Origin of the sequence: Pseudomonas sp. YNh (genome assembly GCF_037993085.1) — a bacterium.
In the GTDB taxonomy this organism is placed as follows: domain Bacteria; phylum Pseudomonadota; class Gammaproteobacteria; order Pseudomonadales; family Pseudomonadaceae; genus Aquipseudomonas; species Aquipseudomonas putida.
Window position 1 is genome coordinate 28,953 of sequence record NZ_JBBMRJ010000016.1, and the last position, 23,888, is coordinate 52,840.

General features: G+C 63.1%; 21 protein-coding genes. 10 read left to right on the forward strand and 11 right to left on the reverse strand.

The genetic code is table 11. The features are described 5' to 3' along the window. Nucleotides 1–157 precede the first annotated feature (157 nt). The gene (tal, locus tag WF331_RS17395; RefSeq protein ID WP_340623153.1) at nt 158–1,084 is read left to right on the forward strand and encodes a transaldolase; all 927 of its coding nucleotides are present in this window, start codon (nt 158–160) and stop codon (nt 1,082–1,084) included. 219 nt (nt 1,085–1,303) lie between these two features. Then, nucleotides 1,304–3,142 (forward strand): alkaline phosphatase D family protein, encoded by a 1,839-nt coding sequence (locus WF331_RS17400; protein ID WP_016500714.1) that lies wholly within the window; start codon nt 1,304–1,306, stop codon nt 3,140–3,142. Between the two features lie 130 nt (nt 3,143–3,272). Here WF331_RS17400 and rssC read toward each other — a convergent pair whose 3' ends face one another. After that, the gene (gene rssC, locus WF331_RS17405) at nt 3,273–3,755 is read right to left on the reverse strand and encodes an anti-sigma factor antagonist RssC (RefSeq protein ID WP_016500715.1); all 483 of its coding nucleotides are present in this window, start codon (nt 3,753–3,755) and stop codon (nt 3,273–3,275) included. After that, nucleotides 3,752–4,933 carry a two-component system response regulator RssB gene (gene rssB, locus WF331_RS17410; protein ID WP_016500716.1) on the reverse strand — a complete coding sequence of 394 codons (1,182 nt, stop codon included), beginning with the start codon at nt 4,931–4,933 and terminating at the stop codon, nt 3,752–3,754. The genes rssC and rssB overlap by 4 nt, the downstream gene beginning before the upstream one ends. Before the next feature lie 271 nt (nt 4,934–5,204). On the opposite strand from rssB, the gene WF331_RS17415 reads away from it, so the two are divergent. Continuing rightward, nucleotides 5,205–5,504: a PilZ domain-containing protein gene (locus WF331_RS17415; protein WP_016500717.1), complete on the forward strand. Its 300-nt coding sequence runs from the start codon at nt 5,205–5,207 to the stop codon at nt 5,502–5,504. A 31-nt stretch (nt 5,505–5,535) separates the two neighbouring features. Here the strand turns inward: WF331_RS17415 and WF331_RS17420 are convergent, their stop codons facing one another. Then, nucleotides 5,536–6,243 carry an MlaA family lipoprotein gene (locus WF331_RS17420; protein WP_063425204.1) on the reverse strand — a complete coding sequence of 236 codons (708 nt, stop codon included), beginning with the start codon at nt 6,241–6,243 and terminating at the stop codon, nt 5,536–5,538. Between the two features lie 201 nt (nt 6,244–6,444). Between WF331_RS17420 and WF331_RS17425 the strand changes: the two genes are divergently transcribed. Beyond that, a complete protein-coding gene (locus tag WF331_RS17425; RefSeq protein WP_049273493.1) occupies nt 6,445–7,011 on the forward strand; it encodes a hypothetical protein in 567 nt (188 codons plus the stop codon). 122 nt (nt 7,012–7,133) lie between these two features. Further along, nucleotides 7,134–7,397 carry a DUF4404 family protein gene (locus WF331_RS17430; RefSeq protein ID WP_016500720.1) on the forward strand — a complete coding sequence of 88 codons (264 nt, stop codon included), beginning with the start codon at nt 7,134–7,136 and terminating at the stop codon, nt 7,395–7,397. 143 nt (nt 7,398–7,540) lie between these two features. Here the strand turns inward: WF331_RS17430 and queF are convergent, their stop codons facing one another. Further along, nucleotides 7,541–8,371 (reverse strand): NADPH-dependent 7-cyano-7-deazaguanine reductase QueF, encoded by an 831-nt coding sequence (queF, locus tag WF331_RS17435; RefSeq protein ID WP_340623154.1) that lies wholly within the window; start codon nt 8,369–8,371, stop codon nt 7,541–7,543. A gap of 68 nt (nt 8,372–8,439) precedes the next feature. Next, entirely contained in the window at nt 8,440–8,949 is a 510-nt protein-coding gene (locus WF331_RS17440; protein ID WP_197862827.1) for a cupredoxin domain-containing protein, read from the reverse strand. Between the two features lie 182 nt (nt 8,950–9,131). Between WF331_RS17440 and cinR the strand changes: the two genes are divergently transcribed. Then, complete coding sequence (cinR, locus tag WF331_RS17445; protein ID WP_016485658.1) at nt 9,132–9,812, forward strand: two-component system response regulator CinR; 681 nt, start codon at nt 9,132–9,134, stop codon at nt 9,810–9,812. Then, nucleotides 9,809–11,161 carry a heavy metal sensor histidine kinase gene (locus WF331_RS17450; protein WP_340623155.1) on the forward strand — a complete coding sequence of 451 codons (1,353 nt, stop codon included), beginning with the start codon at nt 9,809–9,811 and terminating at the stop codon, nt 11,159–11,161. Before cinR ends, WF331_RS17450 begins: the two co-directional genes overlap by 4 nt. 120 nt (nt 11,162–11,281) lie before the next feature. Here WF331_RS17450 and WF331_RS17455 read toward each other — a convergent pair whose 3' ends face one another. The 3 genes from WF331_RS17455 to WF331_RS17465 all read right to left on the reverse strand — a co-directional run bounded on the left by WF331_RS17455 (nt 11,282) and on the right by WF331_RS17465 (nt 14,526). Next, nucleotides 11,282–12,523 carry a lipoprotein-releasing ABC transporter permease subunit gene (locus WF331_RS17455; RefSeq protein WP_016500725.1) on the reverse strand — a complete coding sequence of 414 codons (1,242 nt, stop codon included), beginning with the start codon at nt 12,521–12,523 and terminating at the stop codon, nt 11,282–11,284. Nucleotides 12,524–12,584: 61 nt separating this feature from the next. After that, nucleotides 12,585–13,268: a lipoprotein-releasing ABC transporter ATP-binding protein LolD gene (lolD, locus tag WF331_RS17460; RefSeq protein ID WP_169725112.1), complete on the reverse strand. Its 684-nt coding sequence runs from the start codon at nt 13,266–13,268 to the stop codon at nt 12,585–12,587. Nucleotides 13,269–13,275: 7 nt separating this feature from the next. Beyond that, complete coding sequence (locus WF331_RS17465) at nt 13,276–14,526, reverse strand: lipoprotein-releasing ABC transporter permease subunit (protein ID WP_016500727.1); 1,251 nt, start codon at nt 14,524–14,526, stop codon at nt 13,276–13,278. A gap of 93 nt (nt 14,527–14,619) precedes the next feature. Between WF331_RS17465 and WF331_RS17470 the strand changes: the two genes are divergently transcribed. Further along, entirely contained in the window at nt 14,620–15,204 is a 585-nt protein-coding gene (locus WF331_RS17470) for a PilZ domain-containing protein (RefSeq protein WP_041167812.1), read from the forward strand. Between the two features lie 31 nt (nt 15,205–15,235). Continuing rightward, nucleotides 15,236–15,952 (forward strand): glycerophosphodiester phosphodiesterase, encoded by a 717-nt coding sequence (locus WF331_RS17475; protein ID WP_016500730.1) that lies wholly within the window; start codon nt 15,236–15,238, stop codon nt 15,950–15,952. A gap of 48 nt (nt 15,953–16,000) precedes the next feature. On the opposite strand, the gene sthA is transcribed toward WF331_RS17475, so the two are convergent. The 3 genes from sthA to WF331_RS17490 all read right to left on the reverse strand — a co-directional run bounded on the left by sthA (nt 16,001) and on the right by WF331_RS17490 (nt 20,271). After that, nucleotides 16,001–17,395 (reverse strand): Si-specific NAD(P)(+) transhydrogenase, encoded by a 1,395-nt coding sequence (sthA, locus tag WF331_RS17480; RefSeq protein ID WP_016500731.1) that lies wholly within the window; start codon nt 17,393–17,395, stop codon nt 16,001–16,003. A gap of 203 nt (nt 17,396–17,598) precedes the next feature. Continuing rightward, nucleotides 17,599–18,597 (reverse strand): FAD:protein FMN transferase, encoded by a 999-nt coding sequence (locus WF331_RS17485; RefSeq protein ID WP_340623156.1) that lies wholly within the window; start codon nt 18,595–18,597, stop codon nt 17,599–17,601. A gap of 210 nt (nt 18,598–18,807) precedes the next feature. Next, nucleotides 18,808–20,271: a glyceraldehyde-3-phosphate dehydrogenase gene (locus tag WF331_RS17490; RefSeq protein ID WP_049273479.1), complete on the reverse strand. Its 1,464-nt coding sequence runs from the start codon at nt 20,269–20,271 to the stop codon at nt 18,808–18,810. A 167-nt stretch (nt 20,272–20,438) separates the two neighbouring features. Here WF331_RS17490 and mfd point away from each other — a divergent pair, with 167 nt between their 5' ends. Beyond that, on the forward strand, nt 20,439–23,888 hold the full coding sequence (gene mfd / locus WF331_RS17495; RefSeq protein WP_059395413.1) for a transcription-repair coupling factor: 3,450 nt from the start codon (nt 20,439–20,441) through the stop codon (nt 23,886–23,888).

The window sequence follows — 23,888 nt, forward strand, 5'->3', positions numbered from 1 at the left end:
AGCTTGAGAATTGCAGTATGTGGAACCTCAAGGCAGCCGGGCACTCGAATCTTCACCTTATGTACAGCCCTTCGTGGGCAAGCCCGCTTCTACAGGCCCTTGAGCGGCTGTCGGGGCTCGGGTAATGTCGAGTAAATGCACAGGACAGAGCACGCCCATGACTTCCAAGCTGGAACAACTGAAGCAGTTCACCACCGTGGTCGCCGACACCGGGGACCTGGACGCCATCACCCGGCTGAAGCCGGTCGATGCCACCACCAACCCGTCCCTGCTGCTAAAGGCCGCCGCCATCCCGGGCTACGCCGACCTGCTCAAGCAGGTGAAGGCCGATGCCAAGGGCAATGTCGACCTGGCCTGCGACAAGTTCGCGGTCGCCGTGGGTTCAGGCATTCTCAAGGTCATTCCGGGGCGTATCTCCACCGAGGTGGATGCTCGCCTGTCGTTCGATGAACCGGCGCTGCTGAACAAGGCCCGCCAGCTGATCGGGCTGTATGACGCGGCCGGGGTCTCCAGAGACCGCGTGCTGATCAAGCTGGCCTCCACCTGGGAAGGCATCCGTGCTGCCGAGCAGCTGGAGAAGGAAGGCATCCAGACCAACCTCACCCTGCTGTTCTCCTTCGCCCAGGCCCAAGCCTGTGCCGATGCAGGGGTGTTCCTGATTTCGCCATTTGTGGGCCGTATCTACGACTGGTACAAGAAGAGCACCGGCACGGATTATGTGGGCGCCGACGACCCAGGCGTGCAGTCGGTGACGCGCATCTATGACTACTACAAGGCCAATGGCTACGACACCGTGGTCATGGGCGCCAGCTTCCGCAATATCGGCCAGATCGAACAACTGGCGGGCTGCGACCGCCTGACCATCAGCCCTGAACTGTTGCAGCAGTTGAGCGATGACCAGGGTGAACTGCCGCGCGTGCTCAAGCCAGGCAATGCCGGCGAGGCCAAGCAGCAGCTGAATGAAAGCCAGTTCCGCTGGGCAATGAACGAAGATGCCATGGGCACCGAGAAGCTGGCCGAGGGTATTCGCCAGTTTGCGCGGGACCAGGAAAAACTGGAGAAGTTGATGGCTGAAAAAGCCTGACACATATCGAATTTGCCTGACGGGCGGGAAGTGTTCAGCATTTTCCGCCCGTTTTTGTTTGCTATCGTTTCCGCGCCAGGCTTTAGCATTTTCTTGAATCCAAGGGCCCTTTCGCGGGCAAGCCCGCTCCCACAGGTAAAGTGCAGCCCTTGAGTGCAGTGCCGTACCTGTGGGAGCGGGCTTGCCCGCGAAGGGGTCGACTAGCCTTCAGAGCTGTTGATGACCCCATCCTTGCCCCTTGTACTCACCGGCCCGGTACTGCGCCGCCTGGAACCCCAGCGCCTGGCCATCTGGCTGGTCGCAACCCAACCGCTGCAACCCGAATTCATCTTCCCGGCAAGCGAGGCCAAGGTGGATTGCCAGGTCGTCCCCGTCGGCCAGCACGCTTTCATTCACCTGCTGGAAATCCACTTCGCCAACCCCCTGCCCTGCAACCAGCAGCTCGACTACGACCTGCTCATCAACGGCCAGGGTATCGCGGGCTGGGCGCCGCACCTGCTCTACCCCGGCACCCAGCGCCCGAGCCTGGTACTGCGCGACCGTCTCGACCACTTGCTGCACGGTTCTTGCCGCAAGCCGCACCACCCCGCTGCCGATGGCTTGCTGTGCGCTGACCGCCTGCTGCAGGCCTGCGAGCAGCCTGAAGATCGCCCGGCCGTGCTGCTGATGACCGGCGACCAGGTGTACGCCGACGATGTCGCCGGCCCGATGCTGCGTGCTATCCATAGCCTGATTGAGCGCCTGGGCCTGTTCGACGAGCAGCTGGATGGCGCCGTGGTTGCCGACAGCCAGGCGCTGTACCAGCACCCGGCCAGCTACTACCACCGCGCCGACCTGCTGCCGGCGCAGGAAACCAACGACACCTTGCGCGAGCGTTTTTTTGGCGGCAAGCGCAAGCCGATCTTTTCGTCCAGCAACGCCGACAACCACCTGGTGACCTTCGCCGAGGTCATGGCCATGTACCTGCTGGTGTGGTCACCCGTGCCGTGGCAGCTGGTGGACATGGCGATGCCCAGCGGGCTGACCGACCAGCGCCAGGCACGTTATCGACAGGAGCTGCCGCTTATCCAGGGGTTTGCCGGGAACCTTGGCCAGGTGGCGCGGGTGATGGCCCACCTGCCCTGCCTGATGATCTTCGACGACCACGACATCACCGACGACTGGAACCTCTCGGCACAGTGGGAAGAAACCGCCTACGGCCACCCCTTCTCGCGGCGGATCATTGGCAACGCACTGCTTGGCTACCTGCTGTGTCAGGCCTGGGGCAACGATCCGGACAGCTGCAAGCCCCTGGTCAGGCAATGCCAGGCCTTGTGCAGCCAGGCCCGCGATGAACTGATCGGCGAACTGCTGCGCTTTCAGGGCTGGCAATTCAGCTTGCCGACAAACCCTCCCTTGCTGGTACTGGACACCCGTACCCGCCGCTGGCGCAGCGAAAGCAACCTGGCCAAGCCGTCCGGCCTGCTTGACTGGGAAGCGCTGAGCGAGTTGCAGCAGGCCCTGCTCGACCACCCGTCAGCGGTGATTGTCTCGCCTGCGCCAATTTTTGGCGTGAAGCTGATCGAGACTGTGCAGAAGGTGTTCAGCTGGCTGGGCTACCCGCTTTTGGTGGATGCCGAAAACTGGATGGCCCACCGGGGTGCGGCGCAGGTCATCCTCAACATCTTCCGCCACTCGCGCACGCCGGGGCACTACGTGGTGTTGTCCGGGGATGTGCACTATTCGTTCGTCTATGAAGTGCTGATCCGCCACCGCCAGCGCAGCCCGCATTTGTGGCAGGTGACCAGCAGCGGGATCAAGAACGAGTTCCCCCGGCGCCTGCTGGATGTACTCGACCGGCTCAACCGCTGGCTGTATGCACCGCGCTCGCCGCTGAACTGGTTTACCAAGCGCCGGGAGATGGAAGTGGTGCCGCGTACGCCCAGCCACAGCAAGGCCGGGGAGCGTTTGTGGAACGGTGCGGGGCTGGGGCAGGTGTTCTTTGATGAGCAGGGGCGGCCGATGCGGGTGTATCAGCTCGATGCGGGTGGGGGTGAGGCTACCGAGTTTACTGGCTGAGTCTGGTCTTCAGTCTGTGCTGGCCTCTTCGCGGGTAAACCCGCTCCCACAGGAATCGTGGGCCTGTCAGACCTGTGCAGATCCCTGTGGGAGCGGGTTTACCCGCGAAAGGGCCGGCACAGGTTAACGATCAGGTCCGCTCCAGCGCATTGACCAGGTCATGGAAGGCTTCGCGGTTGGAGTCGTTCAGGCCCATGAGGATCTTGTGCGCCTCCAGCACCTTGGAGCGCACCACCTCTTCGTTCTGGTCCTGCGACGGCAGGTCGGTCAGGCACTCGGGGCACGGAATCGGGCGATCGACGATGTTGAACACCTGATCGAAACCCATCGACTGCAACAACCGGGAAATGTCCGGGTTGGTGGTGACCACGGTCGGCAACAGGCCTACCTTCTGCCGCGACAGGATCGACAGCTTGGCCAGCAGGCCCAAGGTGGTGCTGTCGATACTCTCGGTTTCGGTCAGGTCGATGACAATCGCCGAGAAGTTCAACGCCGTGAATATCTTCTCGATCGTCGCATCCAGCGCCGAACACAGGGTCAGGCGCACTTCACCGACGAACTTCAATACGAAGGTACCACTCTGCTCGGCGAACTGGATTCTACCGGTACTCATTGAAGGTTCCTGCTCAACACCAATAGGGCGATATCATCCGGCATATCCCCAAGCGTAGCTAATCCGAATCGTTGACGCAGCCCATCCAGGCTGCCACCTGCTGCCTTGACGATCTCCGGCAAGGCAGCCTCTTTATCTTTGAGCGTGTCACCCGGCAAAAGGTCCAGAATGCCATCGGACATCAGGCTGAGGCTGAACTGAGGTGGCAGCTCCACCACCAAGTCCTGGTAGGTAGCCTCGTCGAACAGCCCCACCGGCAGGCCACGGCCTTCCAGGTAACGGGTATGCCCGGGGGTATGCAGCACGGGCAGCGGCAAGTGGCCACCCACGGCGTAGGTCAACAGACCAGCCTCTTCGTCGATCACCCCGCCAACCATGGTCACGTGCTTGCCCAGCTTGCTATTGATCAGGCCGCGGTTGATGTGGCTGAGCACTTCGGACGGTTTGAACTCGCGCATCCTGCTGCGCTTTAGCTCAAACATGAGCCGCGTGGTCATGAATTTCAACAGCACGGTGACAAAGGCCGACGACGCGCCATGCCCGGATACATCGGCGAGGTAGAAGGCAATGCGCCGCTCGTCGACGCGGAAGTAATCGACAAAATCACCCGACAGGTACAACGACGGGATGATCTGGTGCTCGAAGGCGAACTCGCCAGCTACCCAGGGGCTTTCCGGCAGCATGTTCATCTGTACCTGGCGACCGGCGGTCTGGTCCTCCTGCAGCAGGTGCAGGCTGGCTTCCAGTTCGCGGTTGGCCGTTTCGAGCTTGTCGCGGTAGCGTTGGTTTTCCAGCACCAGGCGCGAGCGGTCGAGGGCGCGGCGCACCGAATGCTCAAGCACGGCCAGATCTTCCAGCGGCTTGATCAGGTAGTCGGCGGCGCCCAGACGCAAAGCTTCCACCGCATCGCTCATGACACCGGCACCAGAAACCACGATCACCGGCAACTGCGGCGCACGCTCGCTGACCTGACGGATCAGTTCGAGGCCGCCCATCTGCGGCATGCGCAGATCGCAGATCACGAGGTCGGGCTGGTGTTCTTCGAAGACCTGAAGCCCCTGCTGGCCATTACCGGCCTGCAGGACGCTGAAGCCACTGTCTTCAAGATAGGCGGCGAGGCTCGCACGGACCACGTCGTCGTCATCGATAATCAGCAGCGTTGCACTGGTTTTCTGCATGTGGGCGAACGGCGCCGATTTGGGTGGGTGCAGCGGTGTCGGCAAAGCAGACGGCCAGCTACGGGAATTCTCTGTGGTCACACTCTACTTGAGTTGTAGGACAAGAACACCTGCCCGGCAACTGTTCAGAGGTACCTTGTAAGGCGCAGACGGTACTCCCATCCGGCAGGCGTTTCAAGCATGCGAGGGTCGACCTCGCCGCTCTTTACAGGGCAAATCACTGGGAGTTATAAGAAAGTCGACCAGCGTACCCCGATGGGAAGGATGCAGCATGCCGCACACACCCTCCAGCCACAGCGAAAAACGCGATTTCATCCGCATGCGCATCGATACCGCGGTCAGCCTGCTGCATGAGGGCCAGGTGATCGCAGCCGTGTGCCTGGACCTGTCCAGCAGCGGCATGCAAGTGCAGGCGCCGCAACGCTTCCAGGTGGGGGATCATATCGAGGTGCGGATCGAGTCCGACCACCCGGCCCTGAAAGGGCTGCATGCCAGCACCGAAGTGGTATGGATTGCCGACCAGCCGGGTGGGCAGCAGAAGTTCGGGCTGCGCGTGCTGGCCATGCATTGAAAAGGGGCCTGAAGCGGCCCCTGTTCACAGATCAGAAGTCATCTTCGACTTCGCCATCCTTGACCTTGAACTCGCGGTTCTGCAGGTAGGCGTTACGAATGAAGATGTACTTGTCACCCTGTATCAGCTTCTCGGCAGAGAGCAGGTCGGCACGCGTGTCGATCACGTCCAGGGCAAAGATCGAATTGCGCGTCGGCACATGGTCGATGTAGCGGTAAGGCTTGGTGTAGCTGTCCGGGTACTTGGCAACGCCGTCACGCACCGTGCTTGGCCCCAGCAGCGGGATGACCACGTACGGGCCGCTCGGCACACCCCAGTAGCCCAGGGTCTGGCCGAAGTCTTCGTCATTGCGCTGCAGGCCCATCTTGGTGCCCACGTCGAAGAAACCGCCCAGGCCGAAGGTGGTGTTGACGATCAGCCGCGCCGTATCCACCCCCGCAGCATGAGGCTTGAGCTGCAACACGTCGTTGGCCAGGTTGGTCACATCACCCAGGTTGCGGAAGATGTTGTGGATGCCATCTTCAAGGAACTGCGGAGTGACCGCCTGGTAGCCCTTGGCCAATGGCTTGAGGGCATAGGTGTCGAGGGTATCGTTGAAGCGGAAGATCGGCCGGTTGACCGCTTCCCAGGGATCTTCCTCGGTGGCTGCCTGGGTGGCTGCCACGGGCGCCAGCAGCATGCTGGCGCAGACACAGGCCTGGGTGACTCGTTCGATCACACTGGCACCGATCCTACGCATAGATGTCTCTCCATCGAATTTCTCGGCCGCAAACGCAACGGGTCGCGCTGCTGGTAAGGCGGCAGTATAGAGGCTTGCGGCCTGATAAACAGCTTTACACATGTTTGCTCAATATTTTGTGAACAACTGTTGCAAGGGCGCCGATGTCACAGGGCGGTAACAATCACCGAATAGCCTGCGGACTATTTGGGGGAAGTTGCCATGGACGCTGCACCCGCCTTCACTGCTGTGCTGTTCGGCTTGCGCGGCTGCCTGGTGCAGGCCGCCAATGGTAGCGCCCCCTCGCCCGCACCCGGCGCCCTGGCTACCCTCGCCAGCCTGCGCCAGCACCAGGTGCCATGCATCTGGCTGGATGACCTCAGCGCCACCCAAAGCAAGCGCCTGGCACACGTACTGCCCGACTGGCTGCCGGGGCATTCGGTAAACGGCGTACGCTGGCCGGCGCCCAACGCCTGTTGGCAGGCACTGATGACCCTGGACAGCCAACGCCTGGATGGCTGCGTACTGGTCAGCGGCGACCCGCGCCTGCTGCAGTCCGGGCTTAACGCGGGCTTGTGGACGGTGGGCCTGGCCGCCTGCAGCCCGTTCTGCGACCGCAGCTCGCGGCAATGGCAAGCCATGACCTCGCAGCAACAGGACGTGGCCCGTGGCAAGGCAACGCTGGAACTGTTCGGCCTGGGCGTGCACTCGGTAATCGACCACCTGGAGGCGCTGGACACCTGCCTGCAGGACATCGCCCAGCGCCGGCGCAAAGGTGAAAAACCCTGATACAGCACCTTTGACGCGGATCATGCAAAGCGGCGGCAGGTGGATTACGCTGAAGACAGGCCAGAACCTTTGCCGCTTCGCTGAGGTCCATGGTTTGCCAAGCCCTTGATGGAGAACTACCAATGCCTGCCCGCGAATTGCAAGAGCGCCTGAACAGCTTGCGCGAGCAACTGGACCGCAACGTACCGCTTACAGAAGAAGAGCTGACCACGTTGCACGAAGAGGCGCGTCAGATCGAGGCGCAACTGAAACTGGAGGAAGCCACGCCAGACAACAACCTGGTAGACAGCGTGCATCTGGCAATCGAACGCTTCGAGGCCGATCACCCGGACGCCACGGCAACTCTGCGCAGCATTGTCAACTCGCTGCACAGCATGGGGATCTGAAACAGCTGGGGCTGCTCGGCAGCCCATTCGCAGCACAAGGCTGCTCCCACAGGTTCAGCGCAAAACCCTGATCATGCGCTGAAACTGTGGAAGCGGCCTTGTGTCGCGAAAGCGGCGCAGAGCGCCCCCAACGTACTTGAGCCTTACTGCCGAACCAGCCGCTTGTTATCCGGGCTGATCGCCCCGGTGCTACGGTACGGGTTGATATCCAGCCCACCCCGGCGCACATACCGCGCATACACCGTCAGATGCTGCGGCTGCAGCAGGTTTTTCAAATCCAGGTAAATGCGCTCGACGCATTGCTCATGGAAGTCGGCGTGCTGTCGGAAGCTGATCAGGTAAGTCAGCAGGCTGGCGTGGTCCAGCGCCCTGCCCTTGTACTCGACCACCACGCTGCCCCAGTCCGGCTGGCCGGTTACCGGGCAGTTGGACTTCAGCAGGTGGCTGTGCAAGGTTTCTTCCACCACGTGCTCCGGGTTGCAGCGCAGCAGCTCTGGCTGCGGCTGCTCGTAGTTGCTGATGGCAACGTCCAGCGCATCGATGCACAGCCCCGGCAAGGCTTCCACGCCTTGGGCCTCGACTTCAGCCAAGGTACGAACCTTCACCCCCACCGGCTTGCCAGCCGCGGCAGACAGGTCTTTCTCCAGGCAGGCCTGCAATTCGCCCAGGGAGGCAAACACCGTCTGGTTCAGCGAGTTGAGGTACAGCTTGAACGACTTGGACTCGATGATGTTCGGCGAGTCGGCCGGGATGGCGAACTCGCCGATCGCCACCACCGGTTTGCCCGACGGCAGCAGCCAGCTCAGCTCGAAGCAGTTCCAGTAATCCACGCCCTGCCAGGGCAAGGTCTGCGCGGTGACGCCCAGCTCGGCCCACTTGGCAGTACGCGGGATCGGGAACAGCTGCTCCGGGGAGTAGGTGGCGATGTATTCGCTGGACTTGCCCAGCGGCGAGTGTTCGGCAGCAGGATGCATGGAAACTGACCTAGAGGTTCGAAATTGCCCCTAGTCTACCGGTTTTGCACCCTGCCTTGGAGCGCAAGTCACTCGATGGTCAACGCCCCGACCATGCCAGCCTGATAATGCCCCGGCACGTTGCAGGCAAACTCGATGGGCGCCGACTTGCGGAAGGCCCAGGTCAGCTCGGCGCGCTGGCCTGGCATGACCAGCACCGTGTTGCCACCACCGTGGCCATGGCCGCCGCCGTGATCCATCATCTGCCCGTGGTCCATGCCTTCGTGGTTCATGGCCTCGGTGAACATCTTGCCTTGCATGGCGACCATTTCCTTCTGGTGCTCGGCATGCATGGCCTTGTCACCCAGGTTGAATTCATGCGGCAGCTTACCCTCGTTGACCAGTACGAAGCGCACCGTCTCGCCGGCTTTTACCTGCAGGTTTTTGGGCTCGAAGGCGATGTCCTTGAGCACCACGTTGACCGTGCGGGTGGCTTTGTTCGCCGGGGCCGGCTCGCCAAAGGCGAAAGTTTGCGCCTCGCCGGCAAAGGTCGGCAGGCTGGCCAGGGCAAGGGCGGCGGCGATGAACAGGCGTTTCATGATGACTCCGGAAATGTACAACAGGATGAGGCCACCTTAGTCACGGGCGACTGGCAGCTACCTGACAGTGAGATTACAACTTTGTCAGCTTGGGCGTGCCTGCGCTTCGTCACGTATCATTTCAGCCACTACACCGCCTGCCTCCACAGGGCAGGTACAAACTTTCAGATTATGGACAGTGCATGAAACTGCTGATCGTCGAAGACCAGGCCCGCACCGGCCAGTACCTGAGCCAGGGCTTGAGCGAGGCCGGCTTCGCCACCGAGCTGGCCACCGATGGCGAAACCGGCCAGTTCCTGGCCCTGACCGGCGACCACGACCTGCTGATCCTCGACGTAATGTTGCCTGGCCGTGACGGCTGGCAGATCCTCCAGGCCGTGCGCCAGGCCGGCCTGGATACGCCAGTGCTGTTCCTCACCGCCCGCGATGCCGTCGAGGACCGCGTGCATGGCCTGGAGCTGGGCGCCGACGACTATCTGGTCAAGCCGTTCGCCTTTTCCGAACTGCTGGCCCGGGTGCGCAGCCTGCTGCGCCGTGGCACCAGCCCCAGCCAGGACACCACCCTGAACCTGGCCGACCTGCGCCTGGACCTGATCCGCCGCCGCGCCGAGCGCGCCGGCCAGCGCATCGACCTGACCGCCAAGGAGTTCGCCCTGCTCGAACTGCTGCTGCGCCGCCAGGGCGAGGTATTGCCAAAATCGCTGATCGCATCGCAGGTGTGGGACATGAATTTCGACAGCGACACCAACGTGATCGAAGTGGCGATCCGCCGCCTGCGCCTGAAAATCGACGACCCGCACCCGAACAAGCTGATCCACACCGTACGTGGCATGGGCTATGTGCTCGAAGAGCGCACGGAATGATGCGCAGGGTTTCCCTCGGCAGCCGTCTGGCCCTGTTGTTCGCCGCCTGCACCGCCGCCGTTTCGCTGGGCGCCGGCGTGTTGTTCAACCGGGCCAGCGAGCAGCACTTCGTCGAACTCGACCAGCAACTGCTGGACTCGCGCCTGTCACTGTTCCGTACGCAACTGGCTGGCATCACCACCCCAACCGAGCTGCAGGCAAGGCTGCCCGCCCTGCGCGATGAGCTGAGCCACCAGGCCGACCTGGCGCTGCGCATCAGCGGCAGCGACGGCACCACCTGGTTCGAAAGCCGCACCGGGCTACCGCAGGCACCGCTGCCCGCCGGGCTGGCCACCCTGCATGCACAAGGCACCGACTACCGCAGCGTGGCTGTGCACTTGGCGCAGGGCGCCGTGCAGTCGCCACAACTGGCCCTGTACCTCGACATCACCCACCACCAGCATTTCCTGCAGGGCATGCAACGCCTGATCTGGCTGACAGTCGGCCTTTCAGCGCTGGCCACCGCGCTGCTCGGCGCCTGGGCGGTACGCAGCGGCCTGCGTCCGTTACGGCAGATGGGCCAGGTGGCCGCCAGCGTGTCGGCACGCTCGCTCACCACACGCCTGCCGGTGGCGCAAATGCCCGAAGAGCTGGTCGAACTGGCCACCAGCATGAACGCCATGCTGCAGCGCCTGGACGATGCCTTCCAGCGCCTGTCGGCATTTTCTGCCGACATTGCTCATGAGCTGCGCACGCCGCTGTCCAATCTGCTAACTCATACCCAGGTTACCCTCACCCGCCCGCGCAGCCTTGAGGAGTACCGCGAAGCGCTGCATGGCAACCTGGAAGAACTGCAGTGGATGGCGCAGATGATCAACGACATGTTGTTCCTGGCCAAAGCCGACCACGGCCTGCTGGTGCCAGGGCAAGCGCCTTTGGCGTTGCATGACGAGGTGGATGCGCTGCTGGAGTACTACGCGCCGCTGGCCGAAGACAACAATGTGCAGATGCTGCGCGAGGGGGAGGCTGTGTTGCACGGTGACCGGCATATGCTGCGCCGGGCGCTGTCCAACCTGCTGGATAACGCCATGCGCTTTACCCCGGCGGGTGGGCAGATAAGGGTAACGCTGGCGCCTGGGCCGAGAATCAGCGTGGCCAATACCGGGCCGGCCATCGAGCCAGCTGCTTTGCCGCGGTTGTTCGACCGCTTTTACCGTGTGGACCCGGCACGGCGCGAAGGCAGTAGCGAGCATGCTGGGTTGGGCTTGGCGATTACCCGGTCAATCGTGCTGGCCCATGGCGGGGGCATTCGGGCGGAATGTGAAAATGGGTGGACACGGTTCGTCATCGAGTTCAGCCAGGCTCGGTGAAATTGGGGCTGCTGTGCTGCCCATTGCCTGCAAGCCGCCCCCACAGGTACGCATCAAGCCGAGAGACTGCCCGGTACCTGTGGGAGCTGGCTTGCCGGCGATGAGGCCCTCGAACCTACCTCAAACCGCCAGTCCAATCGCCGGCTGCACCTGCGACGCCCGATAAGCCGGGTAAATGGTCGCCAGGAAGCTCATCACCAACCCGGCCGTGCAGATCATCACCACATCGCCCCACTGCAATTGCGACGGCAAGCTGCTGACGAAGTACACGTCCGACGTAAAGATGTGCTGCCCACTCACCCGCTCCAGCCAACCCACGATCTGGCTGACATTGAACGCCGCAATCACGCCCAGCACGCCGCCGATCAACGTCCCGACCACACCAATCAGGCTGCCCTGGACCATGAACGTGCCCATGATCTGCGCGGGTGTGGCACCCAAGGTACGCAGAATGGCAATGTCCGGCCCCTTGTCGTTCACCACCATCACCAAGGTGGCAATGATATTGAAGGCCGCCACGGCGATGATCATCATCAGCAGCAGCCCGATCATGGTCTTTTCCATCTTCATGGCGCTGAACAGGCTGCCCTGGGTGTGCGACCAGTCATCGGCGCGGTAGGCATCACCCAGCCCGGCTGCAATCGCTCTGGACACCTGCGGGGCCGCATACAGGTCATGCAGCTTCAGGCGCACGCCCTGCACCTGGCCCGGTGCCCAGCGTTGCATCTCGCCGGCATCAGCCACGTGGATATAGGCCTGCGAACCATCCAGCTCGGCGCCGACCTTGAAGATACCAACCACCGTCAGGCGCTGCATGCGCGGGGTGATACCACCCGGTTCCTTGCTGATTTCCGGCACGATCAGGGTCAGTTTGTCGCCGGTGTTAAGGCGGAAGCGCCGCGCGGTCAATTCACCGATTACCACACCGAACTCACCCGGCTGCAGGTCCTGCAGGCGGCCCTGAACAATGTGCTGGCCAACGATCGAGACCTTGCCCTCTTCGGCCGGGTCGATACCGCCCACCTGGATCGGCTGCATCGCACCCTTGTACGACAGCATGCCCTCCATTTCGGTAATCGGCGCAGCCGCCACCACCGCCGGGTTCTGCAGGGCTGCGTCGGCCACCTTGTGCCAGTCGTCCAGCGGCTGCACGCCGAGGATGGCGGCATGCGGTACCAGGCCGAGAATGCGCGAGCTCATTTCGCGCTGGAAGCCGTTCATCACCGACAGCACCACGATCATCGCCAGCACGCCCAGCGACAGGCCGATCATCGAGGTCATCGAGATGAACGAGATGAAGTGGTTGCGGCGCTTGGCTCGGGTGTAGCGCGCGCCGATGAAGATGGGCAAGGGTCTGAACATGTACGAAATCACCCAATGAAAACAGGAAAACGGGGCGGCACCTGCCACCCCGAGCAGTCGATCAGATCGCCACCAGGTGGCCGTCGTCGAGCTTCAATACACGGTCCATCTGACGCGCCAGGTTGAGGTCGTGGGTCACCACCAGGAACGCCGTGCGCGACGAACTGGACAGCTCTTGCATCAGCTCCTGGATACCTTGGGCGGTATGGTGGTCGAGGTTGCCGGTAGGCTCATCGAGCATCACCAGGCCGGGGCGGTTGACCAGTGCCCGGGCAATCGCCACACGCTGGCGCTCACCGCCGGACAGCTCGGCCGGCTTGTGGCTCAGGCGGTGGCCCAGGCCCACGCGCTTGAGCAGCGCTTCGGCACGCTCCCGGGCCTCGGGGATGGGCGTGCGGCCGATCAGCAGCGGCATGCAGACGTTCTCGATGGCGGTGAATTCCGGCAACAGGTGGTGAAACTGATAGACAAAGCCCAGCTCACGGTTGCGCAGCAGGCCACGGGCACGTTCACCCAGCGCCGACAGCTCTTCGCCAGCCAGCCAGACACTGCCCTGGGTCGGCCGATCAAGGCCGCCCAGCAGGTTGAGCAAGGTACTCTTGCCCGAGCCGGAGCTACCGACAATGGCCACCCGCTCACCGGCATGCAGCTCAAGGTTGAGCCCGGACAGCACCTTCACCGATTCCGGGCCTTCGTCGTAAGACTTGCCCAGGTTGCGGCAACTCAGAACGGCTTTATCACTCATGCGCGACTCACTCATAACGTAGCGCCTCTGCAGGCTGGGTGCGGGCCGCACGCCAGGCCGGGTACAGGGTGGCGAAGAAACTCAGGACCAGCGCCGCACCGCAGACCATGTACACGTCCTGGGACTGGATCTGCGACGGCAGGTAATCGATGAAGTACACGTCGGCGTTCAGGAACTTGTGCCCGATCAGCTTCTCGATGCCGGCGATCGCCGCACTCACGTTCAGCGCGGCAACGATCCCGACCACGGCGCCGATCAGGGTACCGATCACCCCGATCACCGTGCCCTGGACCATGAAGATGAGCATGATCTGCCCGGGGGTGGCGCCCAGCGTGCGCAAGATTGCAATGTCGCCGCGCTTGTCGTTGACCACCATCACCAGGGTGGAAATGATGTTGAACGCCGCCACCGCCACGATCAGCAGCAACAGCAGGCCGATCATGGCCTTTTCCATGCGGATGGCCTGGTACAGGTTGCCGTGGGTGCGGGTCCAGTCACGGCTGTAGAACTCCTGGTCACCCAGCTGCTGTGCGATGCTCCAGGCCACGCGCGGCGCCTGGAACAGGTCGTCGAACTTCAGGCGCAGGCCCTGCACCTGGTCGGGCTTCCAGCGGTGCAGGCGGGAAAGGTCGCTGATGTTGGTCAACCCCAGGTAACCGTCGATCTCGCCCGCGCCCACGTGGAAAGTGCCAACCACGGTGAAGCGCTTCATGCGCGGGAACATGCCCGCCGGCGTCACGCTGACCTCGGGGGCGACGAAGGTGAGTTTGTCGCCGATGGCCACACCCAGCTTGGCCGCAGCCTTGTCGCCGATCATGATGCCCCACTCACCCGGCGCCAGCTGGTCGAGGCGGCCTTGCAGGACAAAGTTGTCGATGATCGACACCTCACGCTCGCGGGCCGGGTCGATGCCGTTGAGCAGCACCTTCTGCACCTTGCCATCATGGGTCAGCAGGCCCTGCATCTGGGTGAACGGCGCAACCGCCACCACCTGCGGATTCTGCTTTACTTGTTGGGCAAGGGCAGGCCAGTCAGCAATGGGCTGGCCGCTCTCCAGCGTGGCATGGGGGATCATGCCCAGCACGCGGGTGCGCATTTCGTGGTCGAAACCGTTCATCACCGACAGCACCACGATCATCACCACCACGCCCAGGGCGAGGCCGATCATCGAGGTCAGGGAAATGAACGAGACGAAGTGATTACGGCGTTTGGCACGGGTATAACGCGTGCCTATGAATGCGAAAAGAGGTCTGAACATGTCGGGGCTTGTTCGGATGAAAGGGAACGTCCTTGTGGCGAGGCGCCTACGGCGGCTTTACACTCGGACCACCGCCGCTACCTTGGGTTCGCCATGACGACATTAGACGAAGAAGATCGCCGCGAATACTACCGCATCGAAGATCGGATCGCACTTCAAATCAGCCCCCTCAGCGCGGCCGAAGCCCTTGAGCCAGATGTATTGCAAGATGATTCCCCGCTGTTCAACCTGCTCAGCGAGCTGCACCTGTCCGACTTCGAGTCGCAGCACCTGCTGCGTCAGCTAAGCGACAAGGACCGCACCCTCGCGGCCTTCCTGCGGGCGCAGAACAAACGCCTCGACCTGCTCAGCGCAGTCGTTGCCCAGACCCTGCTCGGCGAAGTAGGCCAGCCTCTGCCGGTGGTCCTCTCCGAAGGCGGTATCGAATTCGCGCAGGCGACGCACATTGCCCCGGGCACCCGGGTAAAAGTGAAGATGGTGCTGATGCCGCGCGCCCACGGCTTGCTGCTGCGCGGCAAGGTCACCCATTGCGACCCCTGCCCCGAGGGCGGCTTCGAGGTCGGCACCGAATTCATCGACATGACCGACGCCCAGCGCCAACTGCTGGCTCGCTACATCCTGCAGCGCCAGCAACAACAACGGCGCCAGCAGCTGGAACAGAACGATCCCGCCTCATGACCCTGTTTTTCTCTGATTTGAAGGAACGAACGTGACCCTGATCTACGGCCATCGCGGCGCCAAGGGCGAAGCGCCCGAGAACACCCTGCACAGCTTCCGCCAGTGCCTGTCCCACGGCGTCACGCGCTGCGAACTGGACCTGCACCTGTCGGCCGACAACGAGCTGATGGTGATCCACGACCCAACCCTCAAGCGCACCACCGGCCGACGCGGCAAGGTGGTCGATCACCCAGCCGCCGACCTGGTGAAGATCGATGCGCGCAACGGCGGCCCGGGCCACGTGCAGCCCTGCCCTATCCCGAAACTGGAAGAGCTGTTCGAGAAATGCCCGTTCGAGCACTGGCAGCTGGAAGTGAAAAGCGCTTCGCGCACCCGCGCCGCCACTACCGTGCTGGCGATTCGCGAACTGGCCCAGCAATACGGCCTGCTGGACAAGGTCACCATCACCTCCAGCTCACGCGAAGTGCTGGGCGCGGCCGTGGAGCTGGTGCCGGACGTGAAACGCGGGCTGGTCGCCGAGTACGCCTGGCTCGACCCGCTGAAGGTGGCACAGAACTACGGTTGCGAGCTGCTGGCATTGAACTGGACACTGTGCACCCCCGAGCGCCTGCTGAAAGCACAGGGCCAGGGTTTGCACGTGTCGGTGTGGACGGTCAACGAACCGGCGCTTATGCGCCGGCTCGCTGACTTTGGCGTGGACAGCCTGATTACAGACTTTCCCGGTTTGGCCAAGACCACCCTCGGGTAGGGTTGAAATCGGTCTCTCCGACCGGCTCAGGCCACCGGTCGGAGCCGCTCAAAAAAGCCGGTTCAGGCCGTCGTAGGCAGCTACCCGGTAGGCTTCAGCCATGGTCGGGTAGTTGAACGTGGTGTTGACGAAGTACTTCAGGTTGTTCAGCTCACCCGGCTGATTCATGATCGCCTGGCCAATGTGGACGATTTCCGAAGCCTGGTAGCCGAAGCAGTGTACGCCGAGGATTTCCAGGGTTTCACGGTGGAACAGGATCTTCAGCATGCCCTGCGGCTCGCCGGCGATCTGCGCACGCGCCATGCCCTTGAAGAAGGCCTTGCCCACTTCGTACGGCACCTTGGCCTGGGTCAGCTCCTGCTCGTTCTTGCCGATCGAGCTGATTTCCGGAATGGTGTAGATGCCGGTCGGTACGTCGTTGACGAAGCGCCAGCTGCCGTTGTCGACGATGCTGCCAGCCGCAGAGCGGCCCTGGTCATGGGCGGCACTGGCCAGGCTCGGCCAGCCGATCACGTCACCGGCGCCGTAGATGTTCGGCACGGTGGTGCGGTAAGCCTGGTCAACCTCGATCTGGCCACGACTGTTGACCTTGATGCCGATGTTTTCCAGGCCCAGCTTGTCGGTGTTGCCGGTACGGCCGTTGCACCACAGCAAGGCGTCGGCCTTGATCTTCTTGCCCGATTTCAGGTGCAGGATCACCCCGTTGTCCAGGCCTTCGACGCGCTCATACTCTTCGTTGTGGCGCACGGTGATGTTGTTGTTGCTGAAGTGGTAGCTCAGTGCCTGGGAAATTTCCGAATCCAGGAAGCTCAACAACTGGCCACGGTTGTCCACCAGCTCTACCAGCACGCCCAGGCCGCTGAAGATCGACGCATATTCGCAACCGATCACGCCAGCGCCGTACACGATCAGCTTGCGCGGGGTGTGGCTGAGGCTGAGGATGGTGTCGCTGTCGTAGACGCGCGGGTGGTGGAAGTCGATATCGGCCGGGCGGTACGGGCGCGAGCCGGTGGCAATGATGATGTGCTTGGCGTTGAGCTTTTCCACCACACCGTTCGGGCACACCACTTCAACAGTTTGCTCGTCGGCGAAGCTGCCGGTGCCGAAGAACACATCGACACGGTTGCGGGCGTAGTAGCCGGTGCGCGATGCCACTTGCTTGGAAATCACCTTCTCGGCGCTTTTCAGCACGTCCGGGAACGAGAACCAGCGCGGCTCACCGATGGCCCGGAACATCGGGTTGGTGTTGAACTGCATGATCTGCCGCACCGAGTGACGCAGTGCCTTGGACGGGATGGTACCCAGGTGCGTGCAGTTGCCACCGACTTGGCGACGGTCATCGACCATCGCTACCTTGCGCCCTGCTTTGGCGGCGTTCATTGCCGCGCCTTCACCGGCCGGGCCAGAACCCAGCACCACTACGTCGTAGTTGTAGACAGCCATGCGTACTCCTTCAGAACTGCCCGCAAGCCACGGTCGCTCGCGGGGCGCGATCATGCCGCCGGGGCGTCATGAGAAAATTCGGGTGCAGTCTAATCAAGCGTGAACGCCGCGCACATTAACCCTTGGTCGCGTCGTAGGCCAATTTTGCCCGCACTACATATGGTTCACCCATTCCCTGGCGGCAATCATCCCTGCCTGCGCTTTCAATCGCCTTTCACTGCCCGTTCGAATGCGGGCGTAGCTCGAGAGACGAAGCCACCCTCGGCCCGAGTCACCAATACCGCGGCCAGGCCATGCGCCACGGCATAATCCCAGCCACGCTCAGGGCCAAGGATCAGCAGCAGTGTCGAGTAGCCGTCGGCCTGCAACGCCGAGACATCCAGCACGGTGGCTGCGGCCAGGTCGTGCTGCACAGGGCGCCCGAGACGGGCATCGAAGGTGTGCGAATAGCGCCGGCCATTCTCCTCGAAATAGTGCCGATAGTCACCCGAGGTTGAGACCGAAAGGCCATTGACCGCAATGATCTGCCGGGCGATCTGACGGTCTTCGCGGGGCAATTCCAGGGCGATCCGCCAGGGGCTGCCGTCGGGTTTGCGGCCAACCGCCTTGAGCTCGCCAGTGGCCTCGGCGACAAAACTGGCGACACCCATGGCAAGCAGGCGCGCAGCGATCAAGTCCACGGCATGGCCGGCGGCGATGCTGTTGAAGTCGAGCTGCACCGGGGCGTCCTTGCACAGGGCCTGGCCTTCGATATGCAAGTGCCGATGACCCACACGCTGACGAACCTGGGCCAGTGCTTGCGGGTCGGGAACCTGCTCGTGGCGGGCCTGGGGGCCGAAGCCCCAGAGGTCGAGCAAGGGCTCGACGGTGAGGTCAAAGGCGCCATCACTTTGCTCGGCCAGGTGCTGGCCGAGGGCAACCAGCTCGAGCATGTCGGGCGGCAGGGCCAGGCACTGGTTGGCGGGCAGCTGGTTGAAACGGCTGACGGTTGAGTCGCTGCGGTAGGTGGAATAGTGCCGGTCGATGTCGCCAAGGATGGTTTCGACCGCCGCCTGCACCTGGGCCGGCGCCGGGCCACCGGGCTCGCGGACGTATTGGATGCTGTAGCTGCTACCCATGGTCGGGCCACCCAGGCGCTCCAGGGTGGGGCCCTGGTCGCAGGCGGTAAGCAGCAGGAGGATGAACAGTAAGGCTATGCGCAAGGTTCGGGCTCTCGGTTGCCTGCACTGGCCTCATCGCCGGCAAGCCAGCTCCCACAAGTTCTGAGCCGAGTCTGACGACTGTGCAGTACCTGTGGGAGCTGGCTTGCCGGCGATGAGGCCAGTACAGACACAGTAGATGCCCGATCAGTTCATCAGGCAAAAAAAACGGGAACCCGAAGGTTCCCGTTTTTTCATTGCCTTACAAGCGAATCAGCGTGGAAACGCTGGCGGGTTCACACCGGCCATGTCTTCCATCACGCGAACCACCTGGCAGCTGTAACCGAATTCGTTGTCGTACCAGACGTACAGGACAACGCGGTTGTCGTTGGCGATGGTGGCTTCAGCATCAACCACACCGGCGTGGCGCGAGCCAACGAAGTCGGTCGAAACCACTTCCTGCGAGCTGACGTAGTCGATCTGCTTGTGCAGCTCCGAGTGCATGGCCGTCTGGCGCAGGTACTCGTTGATCTCGTCGCGGTTGGTGGCCTTTTCCAGGTTCAGGTTCAGGATGGCCATCGATACGTTTGGCGTCGGCACACGAATGGCGTTGCCGGTCAGCTTGCCCTTCAGCACTGGCAGCGCCTTGGCAGCAGCAGTGGCGGCGCCGGTTTCGGTGATGACCATGTTCAGCGGCGCGGCACGACCACGGCGGCTGCCCTTGTGGAAGTTGTCGATCAGGTTCTGGTCGTTGGTGAACGAGTGAACGGTTTCGACGTGGCCGTTGATGATGCCGTACTTGTCGTTGACCGCCTTCAGCACCGGCACGATGGCGTTGGTGGTGCAGGAGGCCGCCGAGATGATCTTGTCATCAGCAGTGATGTCACCGTGGTTGATGCCGTGCACGATGTTCTTCAGCGCGCCCTTGCCAGGTGCGGTGAGGATCACGCGGGCAGCGCCCGGGCAGGCCAGGTGCTGGCCCAGGCCGTCGGCATCACGCCATACGCCGGTGTTGTCGACGATCAGCGCGTTGTCGATGCCGTACTGGGTGTAGTCGACTTCGCTCGGGCTCTTGGCGTAGATAACCTGGATCAGGTTGCCGTTGGCGGTGATGGTGTTGTTGGCTTCGTCGATGGTGATGGTGCCATCGAACGGGCCGTGCACCGAGTCACGACGCAGCAGGCTGGCACGCTTGACCAGGTCGTTCTCGGCGCCTTTGCGCACGACGATGGCACGCAGGCGCAGGCCGTCGCCGCCACCGGTCTTCTCGATCAGGATGCGCGCCAGCAGGCGGCCGATGCGGCCGAAGCCGTACAGGACAACGTCGGTGCCTTTGCGCGCCGAAGCGTTCTGCTGGCCAACCACGTCGGCCAGCTCTTCACGGACGAACTGCTCGGCAGTGCGGCCATTGCCTTCCTGCTTGAACTTGTTGGCCAGCTTGCCCAGGTCGACCGAAGCGGCGCCCAGTTTCAGCTCGCTCATGGCCTTGAGCAGGGGGAATGTCTCGTGGACGGACAGTTCGGTTTCGTCGGTTTGACGATGACGCGCAAAGCGGTGCGCCTTGAGGATCGAGATAACCGAACGGTTGATCAGGCTACGGCCATAAATCGAGCTCACCACGTTGTTGTTGCGGTAGAGCTGACCGATAAGCGGGATCATCGCTTCAGCCAGAGCTTCACGATCAATCCACTCACCAAGACACTGGTCGGGCTTCTGAGTCACGGGAACCTTCCACATGTAGGGACAGAAAAAAGGGGCTACATTATGACGCCCCGACGCGGAACCGGCAATGAGCGCCTGTCGTAGCGATGCAAGCCAGCGTTCACGCCCTTTCGAGCCTGACAGCCGGCACGCTCACCGGTACAATCGGTGTCTTTGCCGCAACGCTTGGAGTGCAATCTCCCGTGTCAGTTCTGCGCCTACCGCACATGTCGGCCACGGCCGGCAAACAAACCTGGGGTAACCTGCCCGGTGCCGCCCTCAGCCTTGCCATCGCCGAGGCTGCCAGCAACGCTGGCCGCTTCACCCTGCTGCTGACCGCCGACAGCCAGGCCGCCGACCGTCTGGAGCAGGAGCTGCGCTTCTTCGCCCCCGACCTGCCAGTGCTGCCGTTCCCCGACTGGGAAACCCTGCCCTACGACCTGTTCTCGCCACACCAGGACATCATTTCCCAGCGCATCGCCAGCCTGTACCGCCTGCCGGAGCTGAGCCACGGCATCCTGGTGGTGCCGGTCACCACCGCCCTGCACCGCCTGGCGCCCACGCGCTTCCTGCTGGGCAGCAGCCTGGTGCTGGACGTGGGCCAGACCATCGACGTGGAGCAGATGCGCACGCGCCTGGAGGCCAGTGGCTATCGTTGCGTCGACACCGTCTATGAACATGGCGAGTTCGCCGTGCGCGGCGCGCTGATCGACCTGTTCCCGATGGGCAGCAAGCTGCCCTACCGCATCGACCTGTTCGACGACGAGATCGAGACACTGCGCACCTTCGACCCCGAGACCCAGCGCTCGATCGACAAGGTGGATTCGGTGCGCCTGCTGCCGGCACGCGAATTTCCCATGCAGAAAGAGGAAGTGACCCGCTTCAAGGCACGCTTCCGTGAACGCTTCGACGTCGACTTCCGCCGCAGCGCAATCTTCCAGGACCTGGCCAGCGGTATCATCCCTGCCGGCATCGAGTACTACCTGCCGCTGTTCTTCGAAGAAACCTCCACCCTGTTCGACTACCTGCCAGCCGATACCCAGGTGTTTTCGCTGCCCGGTGTGGAACAGGCCGCCGAACACTTCTGGAACGACGTGCGCGGGCGTTATGAAGACCGCCGCGGCGACCTCAGCCGCCCGCTGCTGCCGCCCGCCGAGCTGTTCATGCCGGTGGAAGACTGCTTCGCCCGGCTCAAGCAATGGCCGCGGGTGGTGGTCAGCAGCGAGGACATCGAACCGGGCGTGGGTCGCGAGCGCTTCCCGGCCCGCGCCCTGCCCAACCTGGCCATCGAGGCCAAGGCCAATCAGCCGCTGGCCGAACTGGCCAGCTTCCTCGACCAGTTCCCCGGCCGCGTGCTGTTCACCGCCGAGTCGGCCGGCCGCCGCGAAGTGCTGCTGGAGTTGCTGGAACGGCTGAAACTGCGCCCGCACACCGTCGACGGCTGGGCCGACTTCATCACTGGCAGCGAGCGCCTGGCGATCACCATCGCCCCGCTGGACGACGGCCTGGTGCTGGACGACCCAGGCCTGGCCCTGGTCGCGGAAAGCCCGTTGTTCGGCCAGCGAGTGATGCAGCGCCGCCGCCGCGACAAGCGCGGCGAAACCGCCAACGACGCGGTCATCAAGAACCTCACCGAGCTGCGCGAAGGCGCGCCAGTGGTGCACATCGACCATGGCGTGGGCCGCTACCTGGGCCTGGCCACCCTGGAGATCGACGGCCAGGCTGCCGAGTTCCTCACCCTGGAATACGCCGAGAACGCCAAGCTGTACGTACCGGTGGCCAACCTGCACCTGATCGCCCGCTACACCGGCAGCGACGATGCCCTGGCACCATTGCACCGGCTGGGCTCCGAGGCCTGGCAGAAAGCCAAGCGCAAGGCCGCCGAACAGGTGCGCGACGTGGCCGCCGAACTGCTCGACATCTATGCCCGCCGCGCCGCGCGCAAGGGTTATGCGTTTGCCGACCCGTCCGCCGACTACGCCACCTTCAGCGCCGGCTTCCCGTTCGAAGAAACCCCGGACCAGCAAACCGCCATCGAGGCCGTGCGGGCCGACATGCTCGCGCCCAAGCCAATGGACCGCCTGGTGTGCGGCGACGTCGGCTTCGGCAAGACCGAAGTGGCCATGCGCGCAGCGTTCATCGCCGTGCACAGTGGTCGCCAGGTAGCGGTGCTGGTGCCCACTACCCTGCTCGCCCAGCAACACTACAACAGCTTTCGCGACCGTTTTGCCGACTGGCCGGTGACCGTGGAAGTGATGAGCCGCTTCAAGTCGGCCAAAGAGGTGGCCGCCGCCGCCGCCGACCTGGCCGAAGGCAAGATCGACATCCTCATCGGCACCCACAAGCTGCTGCAGGACGATGTGCGTTTCAAGGACCTGGGCCTGGCCATCATCGACGAAGAGCACCGCTTTGGCGTGCGCCAGAAGGAGCAGCTAAAGGCCCTGCGCAGCGAGGTCGACATCCTCACCCTGACCGCCACGCCGATCCCTCGCACGCTGAACATGGCAGTGGCCGGTATGCGCGACCTGTCGATCATCGCCACGCCGCCGGCGCGCCGCTTGTCGGTGCGCACCTTCGTCATGGAGCACAACAACAGCACCGTGAAGGAGGCGCTGCTGCGTGAGCTGCTGCGCGGTGGCCAGGTGTACTACCTGCACAACGATGTGAAAACCATCGAAAAATGCGCCGCCGACCTTGCCGAACTGGTGCCCGAGGCACGTATCGGCATCGGCCACGGGCAAATGCGCGAGCGCGAGCTGGAACAGGTGATGAGCGATTTCTACCACAAGCGCTTCAACGTGCTGGTGGCGTCGACCATCATCGAAACCGGCATCGACGTGCCCAGCGCCAACACCATCGTCATCGAGCGCGCCGACAAATTTGGCCTGGCGCAGCTGCACCAGCTGCGTGGCCGGGTCGGCCGTAGCCACCACCAGGCCTACGCCTACCTGCTGACGCCTACCCGGCAAAAAGTCAGCGCCGACGCTGAAAAGCGCCTGGAGGCCATCGCCAACACCCAGGACCTGGGTGCCGGTTTCGTGCTGGCCACCAACGACCTGGAAATCCGCGGTGCGGGCGAGCTGCTGGGCGAAGGTCAGAGCGGGCAGATCCAGGCGGTGGGCTTCACCCTGTACATGGAAATGCTCGAGCGCGCGGTCAAGGCGATCCGCAAGGGTACCCAGCCAAATCTGGAGCAGCCGCTGGGCGGTGGCCCGGAGATCAACCTGCGCCTGCCGGCGCTGATCCCCGAGAGCTACCTGCCCGACGTGCATGCGCGGCTGATCCTGTACAAGCGCATTGCCTCGGCCGCTGACGAAGAAGGCCTCAAGGACCTGCAAGTGGAAATGATCGACCGCTTCGGCCTGCTGCCAGAGCCGACCAAGAACCTGATGCGCCTGACTTCGCTCAAGCTGCACGCAGAAAAGCTCGGCATCAAGAAAGTCGATGCAGGCCCCAATGGCGGCAAGCTCGAGTTCGAAGCCGAAACCCCGGTCGACCCGCTGACCCTGATCAAGCTGATCCAGGGCCAGCCCAAACGCTACAAGTTCGAAGGTGCCACCCAGTTCCGCTTCCTGGTCCCGATGGAACGCCCCGACGAACGCTTCAATACCCTGGAGGCGCTGTTCGAGCGCCTGACACCACAGCCTGCCTAA